The organism is Streptomyces sp. NBC_01669, assembly GCF_026339735.1.
Taxonomy (GTDB): domain Bacteria; phylum Actinomycetota; class Actinomycetes; order Streptomycetales; family Streptomycetaceae; genus Streptomyces; species Streptomyces yanii.
In genome coordinates, this window is sequence record NZ_JAPEQG010000001.1 from 5,056,650 (window position 1) to 5,081,868 (window position 25,219).

Consider the following 25,219-nt stretch of genomic DNA (forward strand, 5'->3'; position numbering starts at 1 on the left):
TGCAGCACAGTGCAATGCGGAAGCGGGACCACAAGGTCTCACGGACCCGAGGTGCGTGCGGTTCAGGCGCTTGTACGTTCCAACTGGCCGGAACCGGAAGGATCGCCGGGGCCCACGTGGTCGAAGACCTCGTCGACACATGTACCGGCGCTCGCGCCCTCGGTCAGGAGGTATGCCTGCGCCTCACCGACATGGAAGTACATCCCGTGGAGCTGCAGCGTGCCTTCGGTGAGTCGCCGCGATACCGATTCGTGGGCGCGCAGATGGTCCAGCTGCTGGACCACGTTGGTGAGGCAGAGCTGCTCCAGGGCATCGGCGGGCAGCCGGCCGGAGATCCGCGCCCAGGCGCGATGCCGGGACGCCATCCGTTCCAGGCTCGGCAGACCATGCCGCAGCCACCGCCACAGGGACGTCCGCGGGTTGTCCGGCTTGGCGCCCAGCAGTGCCTGCATCGCGCCGCAGCCGGAGTGGCCGCAGACGGTGATGGACTCCACCTGCAGCACGTCCACCGCGTACTCGATCGCGGCGCCCACCGAGTCGTCGCCGGCTTCCGCGCCCGGTGGGGGGACCAGATTGCCGACGTTCCGCACGGTGAACAGGTCTCCCGGACCGCTGGCCGTGATCATGCTGGTGACCAGTCGGGAGTCCGCGCAGGTGATGAAGAGCTGGGAGGGGCGCTGCCCCTCCCGGGCCAGCCGGGCCAGCTCCTCGCGCACCAGCGGAGCCGTGTTGCGCTGGAACGAACTCAGACCGCTGACCAGTCGGTGCGCACCGGTCCGACGGGGGGTGGCGGGGAGGGCGGTGGATGACGGAGCGCCGGGAATGGGTTCGGCGGCTGGGGCCGCGGCGCTTGGGGTGGGCGTTGAGTTGCTCGTGACGTCGGTCATGGTGTCGGCCGCCGTGGTGTCGGTTGTTCCGGGACTGGGGCTGGTGGTGGTGGCGTGGTGCTCTCTGCCGGCGTCGGCTCGCGTGCCGCGGTCGCGGTGGACGCTTTCCGGTTCGGGCCGGTCGTGGCAGTGGTGATTGCGCCACGGCGTCCAGGGGCGGCAGCAGGAGTGCGCCGCCGAGGCAGGCTCGGCGATCCGGCCCCCGGATCTGCCGGTGAAGACGACACGGCCGCCCTGGGCGGTCTGCGCGTCGCTCCAGTCCTGGATCGTCTCGTATGCCGCATGGTCCATGAAGAAGCCGTCCAACTCGACAACTGCATCCCCGCCTTGGGGAAGCCGGCCGAGCGTTCGGCTGAGCCGTGGAACCGCGAGGAACGTCAACTGCCCACGTACGACCACGAGATGCTGTCCACCCTGATCCGTCACCGTGATCCGTGTCCGGGCCAGTCGGTGCAGAGCGATGACGACGGCCACCGCGATGCCGATCACCACACCTTTCAGCACACCGAAGAGCACCACGCCGGTGATCGTCGCCCCGTAGACCGGGAATTCGCGGTGCTTGTGAACATTGCGGATATGGGCGTAGCTCACCATCTGGATGCCGACCATCATCACCAGTGCGCCGAGCGCGGCCAGCGGGATCCACTCCAGCGCCGTGACCAGCAAACCGGCGGCGAGCAGGACCCAGACACCGTGCAGAACGGTGGAGGCGCGGCCGGTGGCCCCGGCCCGTACATTCGCCGAACTGCGCACCGCGCCCCCTGACACCGGCAGCCCGCCCAACAGGCCGGCCAGGACATTGGAGATGCCCTGGCCGCGCAATTCGCGGTCGAGGTCGGAGCGCCTGACCGGCGGGGCGGTCGGGACTGCCGGGGCGGGAGGCTCGGTGCTCTGCCGCCCGGCGCGGTCGGTGGTCAGCTTGTCCACCGCGACCGCCGCGAGCAGTGATTCGAGGCTGGCCACCAGCGTCACGGTGAACACGGCGGTGGCGAGGGCCAGTACGGGGCCCTGCGGAAGTTCGGGCAGGGCGTGCGACCGCCAGGAGGGCAGATCCACCCGGGCGATGCCGGGAGCCGCCACCGCCGCCGCCGCTGTGGCGATCGCCACCGAGGCGAGGGCCGCCGGAATTCGCCGGACAGCCCGCCCGATCCGCCCGGGGAGCCGTGGCCAGACCATCAGGACGGCGATGGTCAGCCCGCCGACGAGAGGAGCGGCCGGGCTGAGCCGGTCCAACTGGGCAGGCAGTGCGAGGGCGTTGTCGACGGCTGAGCTCTGGGGCGAGCCGCCGAGCACGATATGCAGCTGGGCCAGTGCGATGGCCACGCCGATACCTGCCAGGGTGCCGTGCACGATGGCGGGACTGACGGCGAGAGCGCTGCGCGCCGCACGCACCGCGCCCAGCAGGATCTGCAGCAACCCGGCGCCGATGGTGATCGCGCAGGTGGTGCGCCAGCCGTAGATCTGGATCAACTCGGCTGTGACCACGGTCAGTCCGGCGGACGGGCCACTGACCTGAAGGGGGGTGCCACCGAGCAGTCCGGCGACGATGCCGCCGACGGCCGCGGAGACGAGTCCGGCCTCCAGCGGGGCGTCCATGGCCACGGCGAGGCCGAGCGACATGGGGACGGCAATGAGAAAGACAGTGATCGATGCGGACAGGTCGGCGCCCGCGACACGGAATCGTCCGCCGCGACGCGGCGGTGGCGGGCTGTGAGGTCGCTTGATTCCCGGGCCGTTGGACTGGCGCCAACTGCGGGACGTGTGGTCATCACGAGTGGGGACGCAGGCAGACATGTTCCCGTCTCCTCCGGGGCGGCGCGGTCGCGGAACGTGGGGGACGCGGCCGTGGGTCACGGCGTGCAGCGGCGGGATTTCTCAACTCTCAGTAAATAGATCGTAATGGAGAGTAAAGAATCGTGTCCATGATTGAGGGCAAGTGGCCCATTCGGTCACCTATTTGCGTGAATAAGAAGCTTTTCCTACGGCTTGTCGTACCGATTCGCTCAGGTCTGCGTGCGAACGTGGCCGCACCGTGTCGGCGCATTCCACGCAAATTATCCGAAAAGGAAGAGGGTGGGCGGATGATGGCCGCCACGAACAGGGTCGCCCTGGGTGTCATGGCCGTCGCGCTCGTTGCGGGAGTCGCCGGCTGTTCCGGTTCGGGCTCCGGTTCGGGTTCGGGTTCGGCTTTCGGGGCTGCGGGGCCGGGTGCGGAGAAGGGGGCTGCCGGACCTAAGGGGAACGCCCCCGAGAAGGTCTTCCGGCTCATCGGCGACGGCTCGACCTCCTTCACCGGCAGCCAGCCGAAGCAGCCCGTGCCGCTGCGTCTGGCGCCTGGTCAGACGCCTCCGCAGTTCGTGGTGTTCTCCTGGGACGGCGTGGGTGGGGACAGCCAGGAGCTGTTCTCCCACTTTCGCGAGGTCGGCAGGAAGTACCACGCGAACATGACGTACTTCCTCAGCGGCGTGTACATGCTGCCGGAGGAGAAGCGGGAGCTCTACGACCCGCCGAAGCACAACGCGGGCAGCTCCGACATCGGCTTCAGCGACATCAAGGGGATCCGGGACACCATCACCCAGATCCGGGGCGCCTGGCAGGACGGCGACGAGATCGGCACCCACTTCAACGGACACTTCTGCGGCCCGGACGGCGGCGTCGGCACCTGGTCGGTCGCCGAGTGGAAGCGCGAGATCAGCCAAGCCAAGTCCTTCGTGAAGAAGTGGAGGACGAACGTCCCGGACCTCGCGGACGAGAAGCCGCTGCCCTTCGACTACGACACGGAGCTGGTCGGCGGCCGCACCCCCTGTCTGGAGGGGCGGAAGAACATGGTGGCCGCAGCGCGGTCGATGGGCTTCCGCTACGACTCCAGCGGCTTCGGCAAGCAGGTCTGGCCGAAGAAGAGGGGCGGCGTCTGGGACCTGTCCCTGCAACGCGTTCCGGTGCCGGGGCAGGGGTTCGAGACGCTGTCGATGGACTACAACTTCATGTCCAACCAGTCCGGGACGGCCATGCAGGGCGACCCGGACCAGTACGAGTACTGGGGCGACCAGATGCGCGACGGCCTGATCCAGGCCTTCGACCGGGCGTACGAGGGGAACCGGGCGCCGCTGATCATCGGCAACCACTTCGAGTCCTGGAACGGTGGCACGTACATGCGCGCCGTCGAGGAGACCATCGAGACGGTCTGCACCAAGGAGGGCGTGCGCTGTGTGTCCTTCAGGCAGCTCGCCGACTGGCTGGACGCCCAGGACCCGGCGACGCTGGCGAAACTCCGCACACTCGACGTCGGCCAGGCGCCGAAGGAGGGCTGGGCAGCCCATCTCGCCGCCCAGGCCTCCGGAACGGCCGGCACTCCGGGAACCGTCAAGGCTCCCGGTAAATCCGACACGGAGCCGGTGGAGCACTGAAGCCCGTCGATCCGCCGCCCACCGGGTGGTCGGTGGACGGGGCTTCGAACGACCGGCTCACGCGGGCTGTACTGCGGCTGCCTGTGCGCTCCGCTCGTCGAGCACGAAGGCGGGGTCGACCTGGGCGGCCAGGTCGGCGCCCGTCTTCTCGTTCCCCCAGCTCTCCGCATTCTTCAAGTGGAAGTGCACCATCTGCCGCGTGTAGCGCTCCCAGTCGCGCTGCTCGTACGAGTCCTCCGCGGCGTTCTGCAGAGCCTGCAGGGCCATCCGGTTGTCCGCCTCCAGAAGCTCGAAGCGGGCCGGACGCCCCTTCTCCATCGCCCGGACCCAGTCGGAGTGGCCGACCGTGACCAGCAGGTCGTCGCTGACCTCGGCCCGCAGGAAGTCCAGGTCGTCCTGGCCCTGCACCTTGTTGCCCACGACCTTCAGGGCGACCCCGAAGTCCCGTGCGTACTCCTTGTACTGGCGGTAGACCGAGACGCCCTTACGGGTCGGCTCGGCGACCAGGAACGTCATGTCGAAGCGGGTGAACATGCCGGACGCGAACGAATCCGAACCCGCGGTCATGTCGACGACCACATAGTCGTCGGGGCCGTCGACAAGGTGGTTGAGGCAGAGCTCGACCGCGCCGACCTTGGAGTGGTAGCACGCCACCCCGAGATCCGACTCGGTGAACGGTCCGGTGGCCATCAGCCGGATGTCCCCGTCGTCGAGCCCGACCGTGCGGGCGCACGCGTCGTAGACCGGGTTGTCCTCGCGGACCCGCAACAGCCGCGAGCCCTCGCCGGGTGGAGTCGTCTTGATCATTGTCTCCACCGAGGCGATGCGGGGGTTGCTGCCTCGCAGATACTCCTTGATCAGGGGTAGGTGTGCACCCATGGCGGGCAGCGCTGCGGCCTCCTCCTCGTCGAGGCCGAGCGCGGCCCCGAGGTGCTGGTTGATGTCGGCGTCCACCGCGACGACATGGGCTTCGTTGGCGGCAAGGTGGCGAATGAAGAGCGAGGACAGCGTGGTCTTGCCGCTGCCGCCCTTCCCCACGAAAGCGATCTTCATGTTCACCTAGGGTAGCGGTGCAAATGCGCTGCGCAGTCACACTTCGTGAAGAAGGCCACTCCGGGGTGGTAAGGGCGCAGGGGGCGCGTAGCCTCGCTACTTATGAGTACGACTGCCTCAGATCCGCTCGCCGCCCTGGGCGCCCTGCCGGGTGTCTCCGATGCGGTGGACTCCGTACGCAAGGCCGTCGACCGGGTCTACGGCCATCGCGTCATGCGGCGCCGCAGCAACGAGATCACCGCGGAGGCGGCGCTCCGCGGCGCCCGCGGCTCCGCCGCACTCTCCGGCGCCGACTGGAACCTGGAGGAGGTCCGCCGGCGCACCGACTTCAGCGGCGACGAGGAGTCGCAGGTGATCGGCGCCGCCCTGCGGCTGACCGCGGAGGCGGGCCAACTGCTCTCGATCTGGCGGCAGTCGCCGCTGCGGGTCCTTGCCCGGCTGCACCTCGTGGCGGCAGGCGGGGCCGCGCCCGACGACACTGTCGGCCGCCCGCGGCTGGCCGGTGAACCGGTGGACGAGCCGCTCATCGAAGCGCCACTGCCCGATGCCGACGAGGTCGCCGGCCGGCTGGAGGGGCTCTCCGGATTGATCCTTTCGGGGAGTGCGGCGCCCGCGCTGGTGACGGCCGCGGTCGTGCACGGCGAACTGCTGGCGCTGCGTCCCTTCGGCTCGTACAACGGCCTTGTCGCGCGGACCGCCGAGCGGATCGTCCTGATCGGGAGCGGGCTCGACCCGAAAGCGATCTGCCCCGCCGAGGTCGGTCACGCCGAGCAGGGCAGGGCGGCGTACGTCGCGGCGTTCGAGGGGTATCGGTCGGGAACGCCGGATGGGATGTCCGCCTGGATCGCACACTGCGGGCGCGCGGTGGAGCTGGGAGTCAGGGAGTCGACGGCGGTCTGCGAAGCGCTTCAGCGCGGAGCTGCGTGACGGTCCACGACGGGATTGTCGGCACGCACCTCAACTGACGGGTCCGGCAGCCCTGTTGCGCTTCGTCAGCTTCACTTCCCGATAAAAGGGTTGCGGCGGTACCGTCCTCGGTACCGCCGCTGGCACGTCCACCCAGTTACCATGCGTCCTCGAAAATTGCCCATCAGGTCGGGAACTCAGCCCGTTCCCTGGTGCGGCTGGCCCGTAATCGACGGGTCGACGTCGCGTGGGTGCTGGGTATTCATGCTCGGTCCGTGGGGCCTTCTCTGCGTTATCAGGTAATCCTTTCGGATGTCCTTGGTCTCGCGGGCCGTTGAGTCCTTTGTACTCCAGAGCCAGGGCAAGCGGTAGTGCTGGCCGTACTTCTTTACTTTTGCGTTCAAATACGGGCGAGCCGGGCGGGTGGTTGGGGGCGGAATCCGGACGCCGGCGGAGGGTGTCGGACGTGAGTGGCCGACACCCCGGCCCACGTCCCGGAACGGCGGCCGAGGGCGCGTTCGGGTGTGGGCCGGGCTCGGGGCCCGGGCCGGGTGCAGGAGGTCAGCCGGATGCTGTGGTCGTGCGCCGACGCGAGGTGTACCAGACCAGCCCCGCTGTGACGGCCGCCGCGCCCACCGCCGCCGCGGCGACGAGTGCCGGGCGCGTCGGCATGGAGAAGGCGGGGAGCCGCTGCTTGAGTCGGACCGGGCGGTTGAAGACGAGAATCGGCCACTCCCGGAGCGTCGCCTCACGCCGCAGCGCGCGGTCCGGATTGACCGCGTGCGGGTGGCCCACGGACTCCAGCATCGGTACATCGGTCGCGGAATCGCTGTATGCGTAGCACCGCGAGAGGTCGTACCCCTCGGACACGGCGAGCGCCTTGACCGCCTCGGCCTTCGTCGGCCCGTATGCGTAGTACTCCACCTCTCCGGTGAAACAGCCGTCGTCGCCGACGACCATCCGGGTGGCGACGACCCGGTCGGCGCCCAGCAACTCACCGATCGGCTCGACCACCTCGGCGCCCGAGGTGGAAACGATGACCACATCGCGTCCGGCGGTGTGATGCTCCTCGATGAGGGTCGCCGCCTCGTCGTAGATGATCGGGTCGATCAGATCGTGCAGGGTCTCGGCGACGATTTCCTTCACCTGCTGGACGTTCCAGCCCTTGCAGAGCGCGGAGAGATATTCGCGCATCCGCTCCATCTGGTCGTGATCTGCGCCCCCGGCGAGGAACACGAACTGTGCGTACGCGGTGCGCAGTACGGCACGGCGGTTGATCAGTCCGCCTTGGTAGAAGGACTTGCTGAAGGTCAGAGTCGATGACTTCGCAATGACCGTCTTGTCCAGGTCGAAGAAGGCTGCTGTGCGCGGCAAGGAGTGGTTTTCCACAAGGCAGAGCATAGGGGCCCACCATTCGGCGTAAACTCTGGTGCACGGGTTTGCCTGAGAAGGCTCTCGGGTACACCATGGAAGTCACGGATCGTTCGCGACCGTGCTAACCCGGTCCGACTCCTCCCCCCCCGAGTCGGCCGTGGGGACGACCCCCGCTCTCCCCCCCGGCGGGGGTCGTCGCATGTCCGGACGCGTTTCTGCCGCTCGGAATCAAGCATTCTGTCTCCTTCCCGGCCGCGACGGCCTGTCTTTTCGGCCCTCCTGCACGACTCCCTGTCGTCACAGTGTGTAACGGAAGTGCTGCTCTCCGGAAGTCGCCGGTTTGGGTGACCGAGATATTCACAACGGTGGAGTTGTCCACAGTTTTAGAGCAAGATCCACACGATTTTCCGAAGCGCTGCACGGTGATTCCACCCGTGAAGTCCGCGGGTTCCGGATATCGCCGATCTCGGAACGCTCCGAGATCGCTGCGAAACCGCGGTGAAGGTGCAGTGAGAAGGGGGCGGAGATCGTGGCTGAATCCATCGCACGGGATCGTCTGCAGCTCGTCGGAGAACGCCGGGGCGGACCGTTGATCGTGACCGAGGATGTGGAACTGCTCGACGATCTGCTGCGGCTGTGCGCGGCCGCCGGCGCGGAGCCCGAGGTGCACCACACGGTGCCCGAAGGCAGGGGCGGCTGGGAGCAGGCTCCGATGGTCCTGGTGGGCGACGATGCGGCTCCGCGATGCCGCGGAGCGCTGCGCAGACAGGGCGTGATGCTCGTCGGGCACGACCAGGACGCGCCGGATGTCTGGCGGCAGGCCGTCGAGATCGGGGCCGAATATGTCCTGCGGCTGCCCGATGCCGAGAACTGGCTCGTCGATCAGATCGCCAATGCGGCGGAGGGGGTGGGGCGGCCCGCTCTCACTGTCGGGGTGATCGGCGGGCGGGGCGGCGCCGGCGCGTCCACGCTGGCTTGTGCTCTCGCCGTGACCGCGGCCAGGGCCGGGCGGCGGACGATGCTGATCGACGGCGATCCGCTGGGCGGTGGCATCGATGTGCTGCTCGGCGGCGAGCGGGCCCAGGGAATGAGGTGGCCGGATTTCGCCCATTCCAAAGGGCGGGTTGGCGGTGGTGCCCTGGAGGAGTCGCTGCCCGCACTGCACGGCCTGCGGGTGCTCAGCTGGGGGCGTGACGACTGGGTGGTCATCCCACCGCAGGCCATGGAGGCGGTGCTGGCGGCCGCCCGCAGGCTCGGCGGGGTGGTGGTCGTCGATCTGCCGCGCCGGATCGACGAGTCGGTGGCGAAGGCGCTGGCACAGCTGGACCTCGGGCTGCTCGTGGTCCCCGGTGAACTGCGGGCGGTCGCGGCGGCAAAACGCGTGGCGTCGATGGCCGGGATGGTCCTGGGCGACTTGCGGGTGGTGGCACGCGGCCCCTACGCGGCGGGGCTGGACGAGCGCTGGGTGGCGCAGGCGCTCGACTTGCCGCTCGCCGGTGAACTCCCACTGGAATCAGGCTTGCTGGCTGCTCAGGACGACGGAGCGCCGCCCGGCTCCAGTGCCCGCGGGCCGCTCGCCAGATTCTGTACGGCGTTCTGGGAGCGGGCGCTTGCTGGTGGAGTCGGCGCGGGCCCCGATGGGGAAGGTGCGTCATGACCGACGAGCTCCTCGATGCCGTGCGGCAGCGGCTTGCGCAGAGCGGCGCCGCACCGACCCCGGCCGGAGTGGCGGCCGCGCTGCGCGCCCAGGGAAGGCTTCTCGGTGATGCCGAAGTCCTCGGCGCGGCAGAGGAGTTGCGCGGTGAACTTGTCGGTACGGGAGTTCTGGAACCGCTGCTTGCCGATCCGGCGGTGACGGATGTGCTGGTCTCCGCACCGGACCGGGTGTGGGTGGACCGGGGCAGTGGGCTCGAACTCACCGGGGTGACCTTCCGCGACGCTCCGGCGGTGCGCAGGCTGGCGCAGCGGCTCGCGGCGGTGGCGGGACGGCGGCTGGACGATGCGCGGCCCTGGGTGGACGCGCGGCTTCCGGACGGGACCCGGATGCATGCGGTCCTGCCGCCGGTGGCCGTGGGTTCCACCTGTCTGTCGCTGAGGGTGGTGCGCCCCCGGGCCTTCTCGCTCGCGGAGTTGGTCGCGGCGGGCACCGTACCGCCGGGTGGTGACCGGGTGCTGCGGGCGCTGGTCGAGGCCCGGGTCTCGTACCTGATCAGTGGCGGGACGGGGGCGGGGAAGACCACGTTGCTGTCGAGTTTGCTGGGTGCCGTCGGGGAGCGGGAGCGGATCGTGCTCGCCGAGGACTCGGCGGAGCTGCGGCCGGACCATCCGCATGTGGTGCGGCTGGAGTCACGCCCTGCCAACCAGGAGGGTGCCGGACGGGTGACTCTGCGGGACCTGGTGCGGCAGGCGCTTCGGATGCGGCCCGACCGCCTGGTGGTCGGGAAGGTGCGGGGCGCCGAGGTCACCGAACTGCTCGCTGCGCTGAACACCGGCCATGAGGGTGGCTGCGGGACGGTTCACGCCAACGCTGCCGAGCATGTCCCGGCGCGGCTGGAGGCGTTGGGAACAGCAGCCGGTCTTGACCGCGTGGCGCTGCACAGTCAGCTGGCGGCGGCGCTGTCGGTGGTGGTCCATCTCGTACGGGACCGGGCCGCGGTACGCCGGATCGCCGAGGTGCATGTGCTGGAGCGGGATGCGGCCGGGCTGGTGGTGACCGTCCCGGCGCTGCGGTGGGGCGCCGACGGCTTTGTCCACGAGCGGGGCCGGGAGCGGCTGCGGTCTCTGATCGGGGGCGCGCTGTGACCGGCGGCACGGCGGCGGGGGCGCCGGAGTGCGCGACGTATGCGTCGGCCGTGTGTGCGGGGGCCGCGGCCTGGCTGATGGTGGGGCGGGGCCGAGGAACGCGGCGGGCGCAGGTGTTGTTCCTCGGCTCGGTGCTGGAGCCGGAGCCGTTGATCGGCCGGGACCGGGTCCGGCTGTGGTGCGCGGGGATGTTCCGGGAGCGGCGGGAGTGGCTGTGTCTTCCGGTGGCGTTGCTTCTCGCTGTGTTGGGCGAGTCCGTGCTGCCGGTGGTCGCGGGGGCGCTGGCGGTACCGCTGGTGCGGCGATGGCTTCGGAAGCGGGCCGGGCGGCAGGAGCGGGAGCGCCGGGCGGATGCCGTGGTGGCGCTGTGCGGTGCGGTGGTGGGCGAACTGCGGGCCGGGCACGAGCCGGGGCAGGCATTGCTGGTGGCGGTGCGTGGCATGGGGGCGATGGGTGCGGCGGAGGCCGCGGTGTCGGCCGCGGCGCGGTTCGGTGGCGATGTGCCGGGGGCGCTCGGACAGGCGGCGCGCGAACCCGGGCTGGAGGGGCTTGCCGGGGTGGCGGCCTGCTGGAGGGTGGCGGTCGACGGCGGGGCGGGGCTGGCAGCCGGTCTGGACCGCCTGGAGGGCGCGCTGCGGGCCGAGCGGCGTCGGCGGGAGGAGTTGCGGGCGCAGCTGGCGGGGGCCTGGTCGACGGTGGCCGTGCTGGCTCTGCTGCCGGTGCTCGGTCTGGGGCTGGGGGCGGCGCTCGGGGCCGACCCGTTGGGGGTGCTCCTGCACAGTCCGGCCGGGCTGGTCTGCCTGTTGGCGGGCGGGCTGCTGGAGACGGCCGGTCTCTGCTGGGCCGGCCGGATCGTACGGGCGGGGGAGGGGCCATGAGCGAAGGGGCCGGCGCGGTGGTGCACATCGTCCGCGGGCCGGTTCCGGTGGCGGTCGCCCTGGGCGCGGTCGGATACCTGGCCGTCTGCCTGGCCGGGCGGAGGCGGTGTCGGGTGGTGCGCCGCCGGGGCGCGGTGCTGCTGGCGGTCGACGCCGGGAGGCGACGGCGCAAGCGACCGGTGTCCGGGGCCCGGGTGAAGAACTGGGCCGTGCTGCTGGGTGCCGCGGTGACGGGCTGGTTCCTCGTCGGTGGTCCGTGGGGGTGCGCGGTCGGACTGGTGGCGGCGTACGGCACATGGCGGTGGCAGCAGACGCGGCATCGGCGCAGACCCGCCGTTTCCGCTGCGGAAGCGGCGGAGACCGAATGCCGGCTCCCATTGGCGGCCGACCTGTTGGCGGCGTGCATCTCCGCCGGAGCCGGCCCGAGGGAAGCGGCCGAGGCGGTGGGGGAGTCGCTGGGCGGTCCGGTCGGGGAACGACTGGCACGGACGGCGGCGGAGATCCGGCTGGGCGGCGAACCTGCCGTGTCCTGGGGGAGGTTCGGCGAGATACCGGGAGCCGGCGCGCTGGCCCGCTGTCTGGACCGGGCGGGTTCGACCGGGGCTCCGGCAGCGGAACCGGTCGCCCGGCTGGCCGAGGCGATGCGGGCGCAACGGTCGAGCGAGGCCGTGGCGCGCGCCCAGCGGGCCGGCGTACTGATCACAGCTCCGGTGGGGCTCTGCTTTCTGCCCGCCTTCCTGGCAGTCGGTGTGGCACCGGTGGTCATCGGCCTGGCGAACGGACTCCTGCAAAGCCGATGAACAAAACCATTGAATGAGTAACCAAGCGGTCGAAAAGAACACTTCTGGGGGATGACATGGCAGGGCAAATCAAGCGCATCAGGGGCTGGGTACGGGGTGTGGCGCGCCGAGTCCGGACGGACCGCGGGATGACGACATCCGAGTACGCGGTGGGGACGATCGCCGCCTGCGCGCTGGCGGCGGTGCTCTACAAGGTGGTCACGAGTCCGCCGGTCATGGCGGCACTGCAGTCGATTCTCACGGACGCCCTCGATGTCAAGGTCTGAGAGGCGTTCGGGGAGCGGGGTCGGGGACCGCGAAGGGGGAGGAGGAGACCGGGGTGCGGTGACGGCGGAGGCGGCCATGGTGATCCCGGTGCTGGTGTTGTTCGCCCTGGCTCTCCTCTGGGCGCTGATGGCCGCCTCTGCCCAGATCCGGTGTGTGGACGCGGCAAGGGCCGGGGCGCGGGCGGCGGCCCGGTCCGAGCCCGAGGCACAGGTGCTGGCCGTCGCCCGTTCGGTGGCACCCGACCGGGCGCGTGTGGAGGTGGAACGGGCCGGGGAGCTGTGGCGGGTACGGGTGGCATCGCCGACGCCCGGACCGGGTGCGCTGGCCCTGACGCTGAGAGCGGACGCGGCAGCGATGGCCGAGGACACGCTGGGGGCGCAGCCGTGACGGGGGCGATCGGGGCGGTGCCCCTGCGACGGAAGCGACGGGTGCGACTGATCTCGTGGGTGAGGCGGGTCCGACGGGCGTTGCGGGTGGTGGGTTCGCGCGGGTGTGGGGAGGGGCGTGATCGGGGGGTGGCGACGGTGTGGGTGGCGGTGACCACGGCAGCGCTGGGCGCGGTGTTCGCGGCCGTGCTTGCGCTCGGCCAGGTGGTGGTCGCTCGGCACCGGGCCGGCGGGGCGGCGGACCTGGCGGCCCTGGCAGCCGCCGACCGGGCCCTGCACGGGGCCGAGGCGGCGTGCAGGGCGGCCGCGGAGGTGGCCGAGGCGCAGGGTGCGGCGGTGGTGCGGTGCGCCGTGCGGGGGGAGATCGCCGATGTGACGGCCCGGGTGCGGGTCGGGCCGTACGCACCCGAGGTCAGGTCCCGGGCGGGCCCTCCGACGGGCGGTCCCGGTCCGCTTCCGGGCTCGGCGGCTCCCCCGCCTGCTCCCGGTCCGCCGGGGCGGAACGGAGGAGTTCGGTGAGGAGGCGTACGGCCCCCCGCTTGTGCAGCGGGTCGTTGCCGTTGCCGCACTTGGGGGACTGGATGCACGACGGGCAGCCCGCTTCGCACTCGCAGGACGCGATGGCCTGGCGGGTGGCGGTGAGCCAGCTGCGGGCGGTGTGGAAGGCGCGCTCGGCGAATCCGGCGCCGCCCGGATGACCGTCGTACACGAAGACCGTCGGCAGCAGGGTGTCCGGATGGAGGGGTACGGAGACGCCGCCGATGTCCCAGCGGTCGCAGGTGGCGAACAGGGGCAGCAGCCCGATCGACGCGTGTTCGGCTGCATGCAGGGCGCCACCGAGGATCTCCGGGTTGATGCGGGCGGCGTCCAGCTGGTCCTGGGTGACCGTCCACCACACCGCGCGGGTGCGCAGCGTGCGGGGCGGCAGGTCGAGCTTGGTCTCGCCGAGGACCTCGCCGGTGATCAGTTTGCGACGCAGGAAGGAGACGACCTGGTTGGTGACCTCCACGGAGCCGTAGCAGAGCCTTCCTTCACCCCAGGGGATCTCCGTATCGGTCTCCAGGACGGTGATGGAGGTGGTGTCACGGGCGGTCGTCGAGTACGGCGGACCGGCCTCCTCGACCAGCGCCACCGAGTCCTCCAGATCCAGTTTCCGGACCAGATAGGTGCGGCCCTGGTGGAGGTGGACAGCCCCTTCGTGGACGGCGGTGTGCGCGGCCGACTCGTCGACGGTGCCCAGCAGCCGGCCGGTGCCCTCCTCGACGATCTGGACCGGGCGGCCGCCCTCGCCACGGATGTCGGTGAGATCGGCGGCCCGCTCGCGCCGGGTCCAGTGCCAGCCCGACGCCCGCTTGCGCAGCAGCTTCGCGGCCTCCAACTGCGGCAGCAGCTCGGCCACGGCCGGCCCGAACAGCTCCAGGTCGCTCTCGGTGAGCGGAAGCTCCGCGGCTGCAGCGCACAGATGGGGGGCGAGGACGTACGGGTTGTCCGGGTCCAGAACGGTCGATTCCACGGGCTGCTGGAACAGAGCCTCGGGATGGTGGACGAGGAAGGTGTCCAGCGGGTCGTCGCGGGCCACCAGGATGGCCAGTGCGCCCTGGCCGGAGCGCCCGGCGCGGCCCGCCTGCTGCCACAGCGACGCCCTGGTGCCGGGGTAACCGGCGATGACGACGGCATCGAGGCCCGAGACGTCGATACCGAGTTCGAGGGCGGTGGTGGCGGCGAGACCGAGCAGCCGGCCGGAGTGCAGGGCGTGCTCGAGGGCGCGGCGTTCCTCGGGGAGGTAGCCCCCGCGGTAGGCGGCGACCCGGGCGGGCAGCGAGCGGTCCACCTCGGCGAGGCGTTCCTTGGCGATGACGGAGATGAGCTCGGCGCCGCGCCGGGAGCGCACGAAGGCGACCGAGCGGACGCCCTGGACGGTCAGGTCGGTGAGGAGGTCGGCGGTCTCGGCGGTGGCCGTACGGCGTACGGGGGCGCCCTTCTCGCCGTGCAGCTCGGTCAGCGGTGGCTCCCACAGGGCGAAGACCATCTCGCCGCGGGGCGAGGCGTCGTCGGCGACCTCTATGACCGGGAGGCCAGTGAGGCGCCCCGCGGCGACCGAGGGCTGCGCGGCGGTCGCCGAGGCGAGCAGGAAGACCGGATCGGCTCCGTATCGGGCGCACAGGCGGCGGAGTCGGCGCACCACCTGGGCGACATGGGAGCCGAAGACGCCGCGATAGGTGTGGCACTCGTCGATGACGACATAGCGCAGGGCGCGCAGGAAGGAGGACCAGCGCGGATGGGACGGGAGGATCCCGCGGTGCAGCATGTCGGGGTTGGTCAGGACGTAGTTGGCGTACTGACGTACCCATTCGCGTTCCTCGACCGGAGTGTCGCCGTCGTAGACCGCGGGCCTGACCGCGTTGCCGAGCGGAGCCGCGAGGTCCTTGACCGAACGCCGCTGATCGGCGGCGAGCGCCTTGGTGGGAGCCAGGTACAGGGCGGTCGCGCCACGGCCGTTGGGGGCCTCCGAGCCGTCGAGCAGGGCGCTGAGGACCGGAGCCAGATAGGCGAGCGACTTGCCGGAGGCGGTTCCGGTGGCGATCACGACGGATTCGCCGTCCAGGGCGTGCTCCGCGGCGGCCGCCTGGTGTGCCCACGGGTGGTCGATACCGGCCTTCTGGACAGCGGCGATCACTTCCGGCCGGATGCGATCGGGCCAGATGGCATGGGCACCCGTCCGCGGGGGCAAGTGCTCCGTATGAGTGATGCGCGCGGACCGGCCCGCCGCTGTGGCGAGCCGGTCGAGGACCATGGCGGGAGAGGGGCGGGAGTCCCTGCTCTCGGGTGGTCGACTGGGGCGGTGATTCTTGGCCATCGGCACCGAGTGTGTCACCGCCGTGACGGACAATGGTCCCAAGGCGTCGTGCATGGCTGCTGGTAAGTGATTGAATGCCATCGCGGCTGGCGATCCGTCCCCTGGCTCCGTCGGGGAGACCGAGGGGCGACCGCTCGATAGCAAGGTGCTGGAGGATCCGTGGACCTGTCCTTGTCGACTCGCAATGTGTCCGGCCCTGGTGGCGACCGTACGGTCGTCGAGGTCGGTGGCGAGATTGATGTGTATACCGCGCCCAAGCTGCGCGAGCAGTTGGTCGAGTTGGTGAATGACGGCAGCTACCACCTGGTTGTCGACATGGAAGGTGTCGACTTCCTCGACTCCACCGGCCTCGGCGTGCTCGTGGGCGGCCTGAAGCGTGTCCGGGCCCATGAGGGCTCACTGCGCCTGGTCTGCAACCAGGAGCGCATTCTCAAGATCTTCCGGATTACTGGTCTGACCAAGGTGTTCCCGATCCACACCACGGTCGACGAGGCTGTCGCGGCCACCGACTGACGGTAGACCGCCTGCTTTCGGATCGGCCGGCAGCCGCCGGTCGGTCCGGCAGTCGGTCGGTCCGGCAGTCGGCCGGTCCGGGGCACAGCCGGGCCGGACTGCGGCCCGTTCGGCGGACGGCTGGTTCGGTGGAAGTCGTGGTGCCGGGTCATCGGCATTCCGGCAGCCGGGCCGGGCCGTCGGCTGCGACACGCCCGGCAGCGGGCTGTCGGCCATCGGCGCGGACGGCTTCCGGGCGTCGACGGGGTGACCCGTCGGCGGGTCGGTGAGCCGACTGCCGTCGGTCGCACGCCGGCTGTCGGGGGCCGGTGGCTCTTCCGGCTTCCGGAGGAAGAGAGAGCGGGGGTACCGGGCACTGCGCCCGGGCCCCTGAGATGCACGCCCGTACGTCTGAGGGGGATCGCATGGCCACCGTTGAACTCCGCTTCAGCGCCCAGCCCGAACACGTCAGGACGGCCCGCCTCGTGGCGGCCGCTGTGGCGCGCCGGGCCGGGGTCGACGAGGCAGTGCTCGACGAGGTCCGACTCGCCGTCGGCGAGGCCTGCAGCCGCGCCGTAGGGCTGCACCGCAACCACGGCATCACCGCTCCGGTCAAGGTCGTCCTGACCGAGGAGGAGAAGTCCTTCTCCATCGAGGTCGGCGACGAGGTGCCCGGCCCCGGCGGTGAGGCCGGAGCAGCCGAGGCGCCCGGCGCGGGGCCCGGCCAACCGGATACCGAGACCGACGCCGACAGCGAGGACGAGATGGGGCTCGCGGTCATCAGTGGCCTCGTCGACGATGTGGAAGTCAGATCGGGAACCGACGGCGGAGTGATCCGCATGAGCTGGCCGAAGACGCCCGCAACACTGCATCCCTGAGGCGCCGGAGGCGTCACAGCGGGCCGGCCCGTCGCGGCGCCGCCCCGATCCGTAACTCCTGATCCACTCTCCGAGGCCCTGCCGAGCAGGGCCTTTTTTCATTCCTGCTTGATCAGTGATCTACGGACAATGCTTCTGCCCCATTACTGCATTCGGAGCAATCCGAGGGTGCGATCATTTACCGATCGGCGGGTAAAGGCGATTTACATTTACCGCGGACTGTTTTGATCAGGTTCTGCTCCCTACAATCCGTCCACGTCTTGAGCGCTGAGCGTCAAGGAGGACGTATGGCGGGCTTCATCAACACACCACTGGCAGAACTGCCCGAAGTTTCCGCACTTTCCGACCGACCCACCTCTCTCGCGGCCGCGGTACTCACCGATGACAACCGCGTCATCGTGATCGTCATCGCGATCGTCGCCATCGCCGCACTGATCGTCGCCCGACTGCTGGTCCGCCAGGTGCTGGCGGCCGGCGAGGGCACCGACCGCATGAAGGAGATCGCGGCAGCCGTCCAGGAAGGCGCGAACGCCTATCTGGCCCGGCAGCTGCGCACTGTCGGCGTCTTTGCCGTCGTGGTCTTCTTCCTGCTTCTGCTGCTTCCGGCCGACAACTGGTCGCAGCGCGCCGGCCGGTCGCTGTTCTTCCTGGTGGGTGCGCTTTTCTCGGCGACCACCGGATACATCGGCATGCGTCTGGCCGTCCGCAGCAATGTGCGGGTGGCCGCCGCCGCGCGTGAGGCGACTCCGGCGGAAGGCGAACCGGAAAAAGATCTCACCGACGTATCGCACCGGGCGATGAAGATTGCTTTCCGCACGGGTGGCGTGGTCGGCATGATCACGGTGGGACTCGGGCTGTTCGGCGCCTCGTGCGTGGTTCTCGTCTATGCCGCCGACGCGCCCAAGGTGCTCGAGGGCTTCGGGCTCGGTGCCGCGCTCATCGCCATGTTCATGAGGGTCGGTGGCGGCATCTTCACCAAGGCCGCCGATGTGGGTGCCGACCTCGTGGGCAAGGTCGAGCAGGGCATCCCGGAGGACGACCCGCGCAACGCAGCCACCATTGCCGACAACGTGGGCGACAACGTCGGCGACTGCGCGGGCATGGCGGCCGACCTGTTCGAGTCGTACGCCGTGACGCTCGTCGCCGCGCTCATCCTCGGCAAGGCCGCTTTCGGCGACTCCGGACTGGCCTTTCCCCTGATCGTGCCGGCGATCGGCGTGGTCACCGCGATGATCGGCATCTTCGCGGTCGCCCCGCGGCGCGCCGACCGCAGCGGGATGACGGCCATCAACCGAGGCTTCTTCATCTCCGCGGTGATCTCGCTCGTCCTGGTGGGGGTGGCCGTCTTCGTCTACCTCCCGTCCTCGTACGCCGACCTGGACGGCGTCACCGACAGCGCGATCACAACGCACAGTGGTGACCCCCGGGTCTTCGCCCTGGTCGCCGTCGCCATCGGTATCGTGCTGGCCGCGCTGATCCAGCAGCTCACCGGCTACTTCACCGAGACCGGCCGGCGCCCCGTCCAGGACATCGGCAAGTCCTCCCTGACCGGCCCGGCCACCGTCGTGCTCGCCGGGATCTCCATCGGTCTGGAGTCCGCCGTCTACACCGCGCTGCTGATCGGCCTCGGCGTCTACGGGGCGTTTCTGCTCGGCGGTACGTCGATCATGCTGGCGCTCTTCGCGGTGGCCCTTGCCGGGACCGGGCTGCTCACCACCGTTGGGGTCATCGTCGCCATGGACACCTTCGGACCGGTCTCCGACAACGCGCAGGGCATCGCCGAGATGTCCGGCGACGTCACGGGCGCCGGTGCCCAGGTCCTCACCGATCTGGACGCCGTCGGCAACACCACCAAGGCCATCACCAAGGGCATCGCCATCGCCACCGCCGTGCTGGCGGCGTCGGCGCTCTTCGGCTCCTACCGCGACGCGATCGCCACGGCGGTCGACGACGTGGGTGCCAAGGCCGGGGAAATGACTCTCAGCCTCGACATCTCGCAGCCCAACAACCTGGTGGGGCTGATCCTCGGGGCCGCGGTCGTCTTCCTGTTCTCCGGTCTGGCCATCAACGCGGTGTCCCGGTCCGCCGGATCCGTGGTCTACGAGGTGCGACGGCAGTTCCGCGAGCACCCCGGGATCATGGACTACACCGAGAAGCCGGAGTACGGGCGCGTCGTCGACATCTGCACCAAGGACGCCCTGCGTGAGCTCGCCACGCCCGGGCTGCTCGCGGTGCTGGCGCCGATCGCGGTGGGCTTCACCCTCGGTGTCGGGGCGCTCGGTTCGTACCTCGCGGGCGCGATCGGCACCGGGACGCTGATGGCCGTCTTCCTCGCCAACTCCGGAGGCGCGTGGGACAACGCCAAGAAGCTCGTCGAGGACGGTCATCACGGCGGCAAGGGCAGCGAGGCCCACGCCGCCACCGTGATCGGCGACACAGTCGGCGATCCGTTCAAGGACACGGCGGGACCGGCGATCAACCCGCTGCTCAAGGTGATGAACCTGGTGGCGCTGCTCATCGCGCCGGCGGTGGTGCAGTTCAGCTACGGGGCGGACGCGAGCGCGGGCGTGCGGGCGGTGGTGGCGGTGCTCGCCCTCGCCGTCATCGTCGGCGCGGTCTATGTCTCCAAGCGTCGCGGGATCGCCGTGGGCGACGAGGACGACTCCGACGACGACGGCGGCGCGACTGCCAAGTCGACCGATCCGGCTGCCGTTTCATGAGGCGGGTACAGGGTAGGGGGTGGCAGCTCGCGGGCTGTTCGCGATCAACCCGGGGCAGCGCCTGATCAAGCAAGGGCATGACCTGGTCAAAGAACGGGTGGACGGTGCATCCTGTTGCGCTGTCCACCCGTTTGCCGTTCGGCTGCCGCGCGCGTTCACCCGTTCGCGCGTGAGTTGTATCTCCCTCATTTCCCTTGGTGCAAATGGCTACAAAAGGTCATCCATCGGATGCCCGGCACCCGGATGGAGGTCATTTGGCGTGTAAGTTCCGGGGCCGAGAGCCTTGGAAGGGACCGATCCGGTGAACAAGAAGCTTGCAGCCGCACTGTCCGGCGGTGCGGTACTGGTACTTACGCTGTCGGGCTGCAGCGACGACAGCGGCAGCGACAACAAGGTCAACGACTGGGCCAAGAAGGTCTGTGACCAGGTCAAGCCCCAGCTGCAGAAGATCGCGAACGCCAACGCCGCCATCCAGCAGCAGACCGCCGACAACAGCAAGCCCGCCGCTGTCCAGAAGACGGACTCGGCCGCCTTCCAGCAGATCTCGCAGGCGTACAAGGCGCTGGGTACAGCTGTGGACTCGGCGGGTGCACCGCCGGTCGACAACGGCGCGACCACGCACAAGGAGGCCGTGAAGGAGCTCATCGCCTCCTCGGCCGCTTACGCGGAACTGCAGAAGAAGGTCGACGCGCTCGACATCAAGGACCAGGCGAAGTTCGCCGACGGCCTGAAGGGCATCGCCGACGAGCTGAACAAGATCAGCACCAATGGTGACCAGGCGCTGAAGAAGCTCCAGTCCGGCAAGGTCGGCATCGCGATGGCCAAGCAGCCGGGCTGCCAGAAGCCGACGGCTTCGGTCCCGCCGGCCGCCACGCCGTCGAAGACCCCCGAGAAGTCGGTTTCCGCGTCGCCCAGCAAGAAGCCCTGACAACGGCGGTACGACCGGCCCGGCAGCTCCGATGCTGCCGGGCCGCTGCCGTTGTCGGTGGGAGCGGCCACAATGGGCGGGTGAGTACGACCAGTCTCCCCGCGCCCGACCGTTCGCCCCGGCTCCGCGAAGCCCTGCTTGCCGCCGCCTTCACCGCCGACGGGCTTCTCGACCTGCTCGGCGCGCCCGCCTATGCCGCGCTCGCCCGCAGCGAGACGGTTCCGGCACTGCGGGCCACCCGTGGCGACTCCCCGCTCGACACGCTGGTGCGGCTCTTCCTGCTTCAGCGCCCCGTCCCGTACGAGCGGGCCCGCGCCGCGCTCCCGCTGGACGAGTGTGTCGAGGACGGCTGGGTGATCCGCGCGGGCGAGGAGGTGCGGGCCGTCGTCGATGTGCGGCCGTACGGCGGGCCCGAGGGGCAGGACTGGTTCATCGTCTCCGACCTGGGCTGTGCGGTCGGCGGCGCTGGTGGCATCGGTTCGCACGAGGAGGGGGTGGTCCTCGGCGTCGGTGGGGCGTCGTCCACACTCGCCGGGATCACCGTCCGTACGCCGGTCGCCTCCGCGCTCGATCTCGGTACGGGCTCCGGCATCCAGGCGCTGCACGCCGCGCAGCACGCCATCCGGGTCACGGCCACGGACCTCAACCCCCGCGCCCTCGCCTTTGCCCGGCTGACCCTTGCCCTATCCGGTGCCGCCCCGGCCGATCTGCGCGAGGGTTCGCTCTTCGAGCCGGTCGGCACCGAGACGTACGACCTCATCGTGTCGAATCCGCCGTTCGTCATCTCGCCGGGCGCCCGTCTCACGTACCGCGACGGCGGCATGGGCGGCGACGACCTGTGCCGGACGCTGGTGCAGCAGGCCGGCGACCGGCTGAACGAGGGGGGATACGCGCAATTCCTCGCCAACTGGCAGCACGTCGAGGGCGAGGAGTGGCAGGACCGGCTGCGCTCCTGGGTGCCGCGCGACTGCGATGCCTGGGTCGTCCAGCGCGAAGTGCAGGACGTCACGCAGTACGCCGAGCTGTGGCTGCGCGACAGCGGCGACCACCGTACGGACCCCGCGGAGTACGCCGCACGGTACGACGCCTGGCTGGACGAGTTCGAGGTCCGCAAGACGAAGGGCGTCGGCTTCGGCTGGATCACGCTCCGGAAGTCCGCAGCCGCGGCCGACGGGAATCCGTCGATCGTGATCGAGGAGTGGCCGCATCCGGTGGAACAGCCGCTCGGTGCGGCCGTGGAGGCCCACTTCGCGCGCCAGGACTATCTGCGGACGCACGATGACGCGGCGCTGCTCGCGGACCACTTCACGCTCGCTCCGGAAGTGATGCAGGAGCAGGTCGGACTGCCGGGCGCGGAGGACCCCGAGCATGTGGTGCTGCGTCAGAACCGCGGCATGCGGCGCGCGACGAAGGTCGACGCGGTCGGTGCCGGTTTCGCGGGCGTCTGTGACGGGACGCTGCCCGCGGGCCGGATCCTGGACGCGATCGCCCAGTTGATGAACGAGGACCCGGTACTGCTGCGCGACCGTACCCCGCAGGCGATCCGGCTCCTGGTGGAGGAAGGGTTCCTGGATCCGGTGGGGGAGGCCTGATGAGCGCGGAGCGGACGGTGACCGCCGGGTGATCCGGATCGAGCTGGACGAGGCGGCGCTCGGCGCGACCCGGATCGCCATCAGCCCACTGTGGGACGCTTTCTGCAGCCTGCATCTGGCCAAGCCGCACCGCAAGCCCTCCTGGCCGTACGAGAAGTGGGTCGGACGGGCCCGTGAAGTGCTGCGCGAGGACGACCGGACCGCGGCGCTGCGGCTGCTGACCGACGGCCCGCTGAGCTTCCCGGACTTCCTGCTCCCCCGGCCGGTCGGCGCCTCGTCCGTCGAGACGGAGCTGGACATCATCAGGGCCACGCCGCCCGAGGTCGTACGGGCCGGGGTCGAGGAGCACTATCCGGGACTCGAGGACCATCCGCGCATCCGGCCCTACCTGGCGGATCCGGAGGCGGCCTGCGCCGCGCTCGCGGATTCCTACGCCGCGTACTGGGAAGGGGCGATGGAGCCGCACTGGTCGACCGTGCGGCGCCTCGTCGAGGACGAAGTCCTCATCCGCGCCCGGACGTTCGCCACCGAAGGCATCGATGCGCTCTTCACCGGGCTGGAGGCGCGGGCCCGGTGGACGCCGCCGGTCCTTGAGCTGACCAAGCACATCGACGCCGAGTACCGGGCGGGCGAGCGGCGGCTCCTGCTGGTACCGCTCGTCTTCGCCGAGGGCTGCCGGCTCTACTCCACCGACGATCCCGAGGTCATCGCCGTCTCCTTCCAGGCCCGCGGCGCGGGCGCGCTCCGCGAACCCGCCGGGGCCGGACCGGAGGCAACCGACCGGCTCGGTGTGCTGCTCGGGCGGGGCCGGGCATCGGTGCTGCGCCAGCTCGGAGGGCCGCTCACCACGGCCGGGATAGCCGACCGGCTCGGGCTCGCGCCGAGCACGGTCTCGGAGCACCTGTCCGTCCTCGCCGAGGCGGACGTCGTCACCCGCCACCGGGTCGGGCGCAGCGTCTACTACCAGCTCACGGACACCGGCCGGGCGCTGCTCGCGCTGCTCTCGGGCGAGGACGTGCTGCGCGCCGTGTCCTGACCGGACCGGGGCGTGAGCGACGATTCGGCCGCCCCCGAATCGATGGCCGGTGCGGTACGGGCAGGCCTAGCGTCCCCGCCATGCTTGCGATCGAGGCGAAGAATCTCCGCCGCACCTACAGCAGCCGCACCGGCTTTCTGCGCCCCCGCCGTACCGTGACCGAAGCCGTGCGCGGCGTCAGCTTCGAGGTGGCGCGCGGCGAGCTGTTCGGACTGCTCGGCCCCAACGGAGCGGGCAAGAGCACCACCATCAAGATGCTCAACACCCTGCTCCTGCCCACCTCCGGCACGGCCCGGGTCCTCGGCCACGACGTGGCGTCGGACCCCGTCGCCGTACGCCGCAGGATCGGTTACGTCTTCGGCGGCGACCGGGGCCTGTACGACCGGCTCTCCGCCCTCGACAACCTGCGCTACTTCGCCGAGCTGTACGGGGTCGAACCGCGCGACCAGAGGCGCAGGATCGCCGAACTCCTCGATCTGGTCGGTCTGACCGGCCGGGAGAAGGAACGCGTCGAGGGCTACTCGCGCGGGATGCGGCAACGCCTGCACATCGCCCGTGGCCTGCTGCACAAGCCCGATGTCCTCTTCCTCGACGAGCCGTCCATCGGCGTCGACCCGGTGGCGGCGCGCGATCTGCGCCGCACCGTCGCCGATCTGCGGACCGGTGGCACCACCGTCCTGCTCACCACCCATTACATGGCCGAGGCCGATGAGTTGTGCGACCGGATCGCGGTGATCGCGGGTGGCACGATCCAGGCGCTCGGCACCCCGGACCGGCTCAAGTCCCGGGTCCAGGAGCGCGACATCCTGGAAATCGAGGCATACGGAGCGGCCGACGAGCACCTCGACCGCATCCGGGAACTCCCCGGGGTGCGCGGAGTGGCTGCCGAGGAGCGCGGCAGCCGGCAGGCCGTCATGGTGCAGACGGAGCGGGGCGCCGATCTGCACTCACGGGTCCTGGCCGCGCTCGACGGGATCCGGATCGGACGCGTCGTCACGCGCGAACCCACCCTGGAGGACGCGTACATCGCGATCGTCGAGGAGTCGGAGAGTGGTGCGGACCGTGGGCCCGGGGCCGCGGCCGCCGACCGGTCCGAGGAGGTCGTGGCATGACCACGATGACGACCGTGCCCCGGATTCTGCGCCTGACCGTCGTCGGCGTACGTACCCATGTCTCGTACATGAGCCGCTCACCGCTCGAAATCACCTTCGCCGTTCTCGTTCCCCTCGTGTACGCGACCCTCGCCGTCTACCTCTTCCGTGCCGCTGACGACCCCGACCGGCTGCTGACGGCTGCCGTCGGAGCGGGGCTGATGGGCATCTGGTCCTCGGTGCTCTTCGGATCGGGCGGAGCCGTGCAGAACCAGCGCTGGCTCGGCACCCTGGAGACGCTGGTCAGCTCGCCCACGCCGCTCCCTCTCGTCCTTCTGCCCATCACGCTCGCCACGGCCGTCATCGGCACGTACGCCATGGGTGCGACCGTCATCTGGGGCACTGTGCTCTTCGACGTGCCCCTCGACTTCGCCCACCCGGTGCTGTTCCTGGTGGCCGTACCGGTGTGCGTCCTGTCGCTCGGGATGATGGGACTGCTCCTCGCCGCCACGTTCGTGCTGCTGCGCAACGCCAACGCCCTCGCCAACCCGCTGGACGCGCCCGTGTGGCTGCTGTCCGGGATGCTCGTGCCCATCACCGTGCTGCCTGACTGGACGCGTCCGGTCTCCTGGGCGCTGCCCACCACCTGGGGCTCTCGGGCCGTGCACGCGGCGACCTCCGGTGGCCCGTCCGCCGGTGAGGTGCTGGCCCCGATGGCCGTGGCCCTCGCCCTCGGCCTGTTCTACGCGCTGATCGCCGTGCTGGTCCTGGGGCGGGTCGAACGCCGGGCGCGGGCCGCGGCGACGCTCTCCCTCGCCTGAAGCCGGACGGCCGGTCAGCCCCACAGCCCCGAAGCCCTGGAGTT

Annotated in this window: 21 protein-coding genes; 17 read left to right on the forward strand and 4 right to left on the reverse strand. The window is 70.4% G+C overall.

What is annotated here, in order from left to right:
• Positions 1-62: 62 nt before the first annotated feature.
• Complete coding sequence (locus tag OG972_RS22690; protein ID WP_266984229.1) at positions 63-2,681, reverse strand: bifunctional SulP family inorganic anion transporter/carbonic anhydrase; 2,619 nt, start codon at positions 2,679-2,681, stop codon at positions 63-65.
• 287 nt (positions 2,682-2,968) lie between these two features.
• Here OG972_RS22690 and OG972_RS22695 point away from each other — a divergent pair, with 287 nt between their 5' ends.
• On the forward strand, positions 2,969-4,294 hold the full coding sequence (locus OG972_RS22695) for a hypothetical protein (RefSeq protein WP_266984231.1): 1,326 nt from the start codon (positions 2,969-2,971) through the stop codon (positions 4,292-4,294).
• A 57-nt stretch (positions 4,295-4,351) separates the two neighbouring features.
• On the opposite strand, the gene OG972_RS22700 is transcribed toward OG972_RS22695, so the two are convergent.
• Positions 4,352-5,347: an ATP-binding protein gene (locus tag OG972_RS22700; RefSeq protein WP_266984233.1), complete on the reverse strand. Its 996-nt coding sequence runs from the start codon at positions 5,345-5,347 to the stop codon at positions 4,352-4,354.
• A 102-nt stretch (positions 5,348-5,449) separates the two neighbouring features.
• Here OG972_RS22700 and OG972_RS22705 point away from each other — a divergent pair, with 102 nt between their 5' ends.
• Complete coding sequence (locus tag OG972_RS22705; protein WP_266984235.1) at positions 5,450-6,274, forward strand: oxidoreductase; 825 nt, start codon at positions 5,450-5,452, stop codon at positions 6,272-6,274.
• A gap of 540 nt (positions 6,275-6,814) precedes the next feature.
• On the opposite strand, the gene OG972_RS22710 is transcribed toward OG972_RS22705, so the two are convergent.
• Positions 6,815-7,654: an HAD family phosphatase gene (locus tag OG972_RS22710; RefSeq protein ID WP_266984237.1), complete on the reverse strand. Its 840-nt coding sequence runs from the start codon at positions 7,652-7,654 to the stop codon at positions 6,815-6,817.
• Between the two features lie 568 nt (positions 7,655-8,222).
• Between OG972_RS22710 and ssd the strand changes: the two genes are divergently transcribed.
• The 7 genes from ssd (at position 8,223) to OG972_RS22745 (ending at position 13,279) form a co-directional block, all read left to right on the forward strand.
• Positions 8,223-9,284 (forward strand): septum site-determining protein Ssd, encoded by a 1,062-nt coding sequence (gene ssd / locus OG972_RS22715; protein ID WP_266990663.1) that lies wholly within the window; start codon positions 8,223-8,225, stop codon positions 9,282-9,284.
• Entirely contained in the window at positions 9,281-10,429 is a 1,149-nt protein-coding gene (locus OG972_RS22720; protein ID WP_266984238.1) for a TadA family conjugal transfer-associated ATPase, read from the forward strand. Before ssd ends, OG972_RS22720 begins: the two co-directional genes overlap by 4 nt.
• A complete protein-coding gene (locus OG972_RS22725; RefSeq protein ID WP_266984239.1) occupies positions 10,426-11,307 on the forward strand; it encodes a type II secretion system F family protein in 882 nt (293 codons plus the stop codon). Before OG972_RS22720 ends, OG972_RS22725 begins: the two co-directional genes overlap by 4 nt.
• Positions 11,304-12,107 (forward strand): type II secretion system F family protein, encoded by an 804-nt coding sequence (locus OG972_RS22730; RefSeq protein WP_266984241.1) that lies wholly within the window; start codon positions 11,304-11,306, stop codon positions 12,105-12,107. Before OG972_RS22725 ends, OG972_RS22730 begins: the two co-directional genes overlap by 4 nt.
• Before the next feature lie 56 nt (positions 12,108-12,163).
• Positions 12,164-12,373, forward strand: coding sequence for a DUF4244 domain-containing protein (locus OG972_RS22735; RefSeq protein ID WP_266984243.1), 210 nt, complete (start codon positions 12,164-12,166; stop codon positions 12,371-12,373).
• Complete coding sequence (locus OG972_RS22740; RefSeq protein ID WP_266984245.1) at positions 12,360-12,761, forward strand: TadE family type IV pilus minor pilin; 402 nt, start codon at positions 12,360-12,362, stop codon at positions 12,759-12,761. The genes OG972_RS22735 and OG972_RS22740 overlap by 14 nt, the downstream gene beginning before the upstream one ends.
• A 137-nt stretch (positions 12,762-12,898) precedes the next feature.
• The gene (locus OG972_RS22745; protein WP_323135953.1) at positions 12,899-13,279 is read left to right on the forward strand and encodes an Rv3654c family TadE-like protein; all 381 of its coding nucleotides are present in this window, start codon (positions 12,899-12,901) and stop codon (positions 13,277-13,279) included.
• Here OG972_RS22745 and OG972_RS22750 read toward each other — a convergent pair.
• Complete coding sequence (locus tag OG972_RS22750; RefSeq protein ID WP_266984247.1) at positions 13,173-15,698, reverse strand: DEAD/DEAH box helicase; 2,526 nt, start codon at positions 15,696-15,698, stop codon at positions 13,173-13,175. The genes OG972_RS22745 and OG972_RS22750 overlap by 107 nt on opposite strands.
• 78 nt (positions 15,699-15,776) lie before the next feature.
• Here OG972_RS22750 and OG972_RS22755 point away from each other — a divergent pair, with 78 nt between their 5' ends.
• The 8 genes from OG972_RS22755 to OG972_RS22790 all read left to right on the forward strand — a co-directional run bounded on the left by OG972_RS22755 (position 15,777) and on the right by OG972_RS22790 (position 25,175).
• A complete protein-coding gene (locus OG972_RS22755; RefSeq protein ID WP_003967428.1) occupies positions 15,777-16,130 on the forward strand; it encodes an STAS domain-containing protein in 354 nt (117 codons plus the stop codon).
• Between the two features lie 404 nt (positions 16,131-16,534).
• On the forward strand, positions 16,535-16,987 hold the full coding sequence (locus OG972_RS22760; protein WP_266984249.1) for an ATP-binding protein: 453 nt from the start codon (positions 16,535-16,537) through the stop codon (positions 16,985-16,987).
• 287 nt (positions 16,988-17,274) lie between these two features.
• Complete coding sequence (locus OG972_RS22765; RefSeq protein ID WP_266984251.1) at positions 17,275-19,707, forward strand: sodium-translocating pyrophosphatase; 2,433 nt, start codon at positions 17,275-17,277, stop codon at positions 19,705-19,707.
• Between the two features lie 301 nt (positions 19,708-20,008).
• The gene (locus tag OG972_RS22770; protein ID WP_266984253.1) at positions 20,009-20,635 is read left to right on the forward strand and encodes a small secreted protein; all 627 of its coding nucleotides are present in this window, start codon (positions 20,009-20,011) and stop codon (positions 20,633-20,635) included.
• Positions 20,636-20,715: 80 nt separating this feature from the next.
• A complete protein-coding gene (locus OG972_RS22775; RefSeq protein ID WP_266984254.1) occupies positions 20,716-22,227 on the forward strand; it encodes a class I SAM-dependent methyltransferase in 1,512 nt (503 codons plus the stop codon).
• 28 nt (positions 22,228-22,255) lie between these two features.
• Complete coding sequence (locus OG972_RS22780) at positions 22,256-23,263, forward strand: helix-turn-helix transcriptional regulator (RefSeq protein WP_266984256.1); 1,008 nt, start codon at positions 22,256-22,258, stop codon at positions 23,261-23,263.
• 80 nt (positions 23,264-23,343) lie between these two features.
• Positions 23,344-24,375, forward strand: a complete 1,032-nt coding sequence (locus OG972_RS22785) for an ABC transporter ATP-binding protein (protein WP_266984258.1) — start codon at positions 23,344-23,346, stop codon at positions 24,373-24,375.
• Positions 24,372-25,175, forward strand: coding sequence for an ABC transporter permease (locus OG972_RS22790; protein WP_266984260.1), 804 nt, complete (start codon positions 24,372-24,374; stop codon positions 25,173-25,175). Before OG972_RS22785 ends, OG972_RS22790 begins: the two co-directional genes overlap by 4 nt.
• Positions 25,176-25,219 lie beyond the last annotated feature (44 nt).

Bases quoted from the DNA above. Each gene is read 5' to 3' on its own strand.
- OG972_RS22690 (WP_266984229.1), bottom strand. From the start codon at position 2,681: ATGTCTGCCTGCGTCCCCACTCGTGATGACCACACGTCCCGCAGTTGG.
- OG972_RS22695 (WP_266984231.1), top strand. From the start codon at position 2,969: ATGATGGCCGCCACGAACAGGGTCGCCCTGGGTGTCATGGCCGTCGCG.
- OG972_RS22700 (WP_266984233.1), bottom strand. From the start codon at position 5,347: ATGAAGATCGCTTTCGTGGGGAAGGGCGGCAGCGGCAAGACCACGCTG.
- OG972_RS22705 (WP_266984235.1), top strand. From the start codon at position 5,450: ATGAGTACGACTGCCTCAGATCCGCTCGCCGCCCTGGGCGCCCTGCCG.
- OG972_RS22710 (WP_266984237.1), bottom strand. From the start codon at position 7,654: ATGCTCTGCCTTGTGGAAAACCACTCCTTGCCGCGCACAGCAGCCTTC.
- OG972_RS22720 (WP_266984238.1), top strand. From the start codon at position 9,281: ATGACCGACGAGCTCCTCGATGCCGTGCGGCAGCGGCTTGCGCAGAGC.
- OG972_RS22730 (WP_266984241.1), top strand. From the start codon at position 11,304: ATGAGCGAAGGGGCCGGCGCGGTGGTGCACATCGTCCGCGGGCCGGTT.
- OG972_RS22735 (WP_266984243.1), top strand. From the start codon at position 12,164: ATGGCAGGGCAAATCAAGCGCATCAGGGGCTGGGTACGGGGTGTGGCG.
- OG972_RS22740 (WP_266984245.1), top strand. From the start codon at position 12,360: ATGTCAAGGTCTGAGAGGCGTTCGGGGAGCGGGGTCGGGGACCGCGAA.
- OG972_RS22750 (WP_266984247.1), bottom strand. From the start codon at position 15,698: ATGGCATTCAATCACTTACCAGCAGCCATGCACGACGCCTTGGGACCA.
- OG972_RS22760 (WP_266984249.1), top strand. From the start codon at position 16,535: ATGGCCACCGTTGAACTCCGCTTCAGCGCCCAGCCCGAACACGTCAGG.
- OG972_RS22765 (WP_266984251.1), top strand. From the start codon at position 17,275: ATGGCGGGCTTCATCAACACACCACTGGCAGAACTGCCCGAAGTTTCC.
- OG972_RS22785 (WP_266984258.1), top strand. From the start codon at position 23,344: ATGCTTGCGATCGAGGCGAAGAATCTCCGCCGCACCTACAGCAGCCGC.
- OG972_RS22790 (WP_266984260.1), top strand. From the start codon at position 24,372: ATGACCACGATGACGACCGTGCCCCGGATTCTGCGCCTGACCGTCGTC.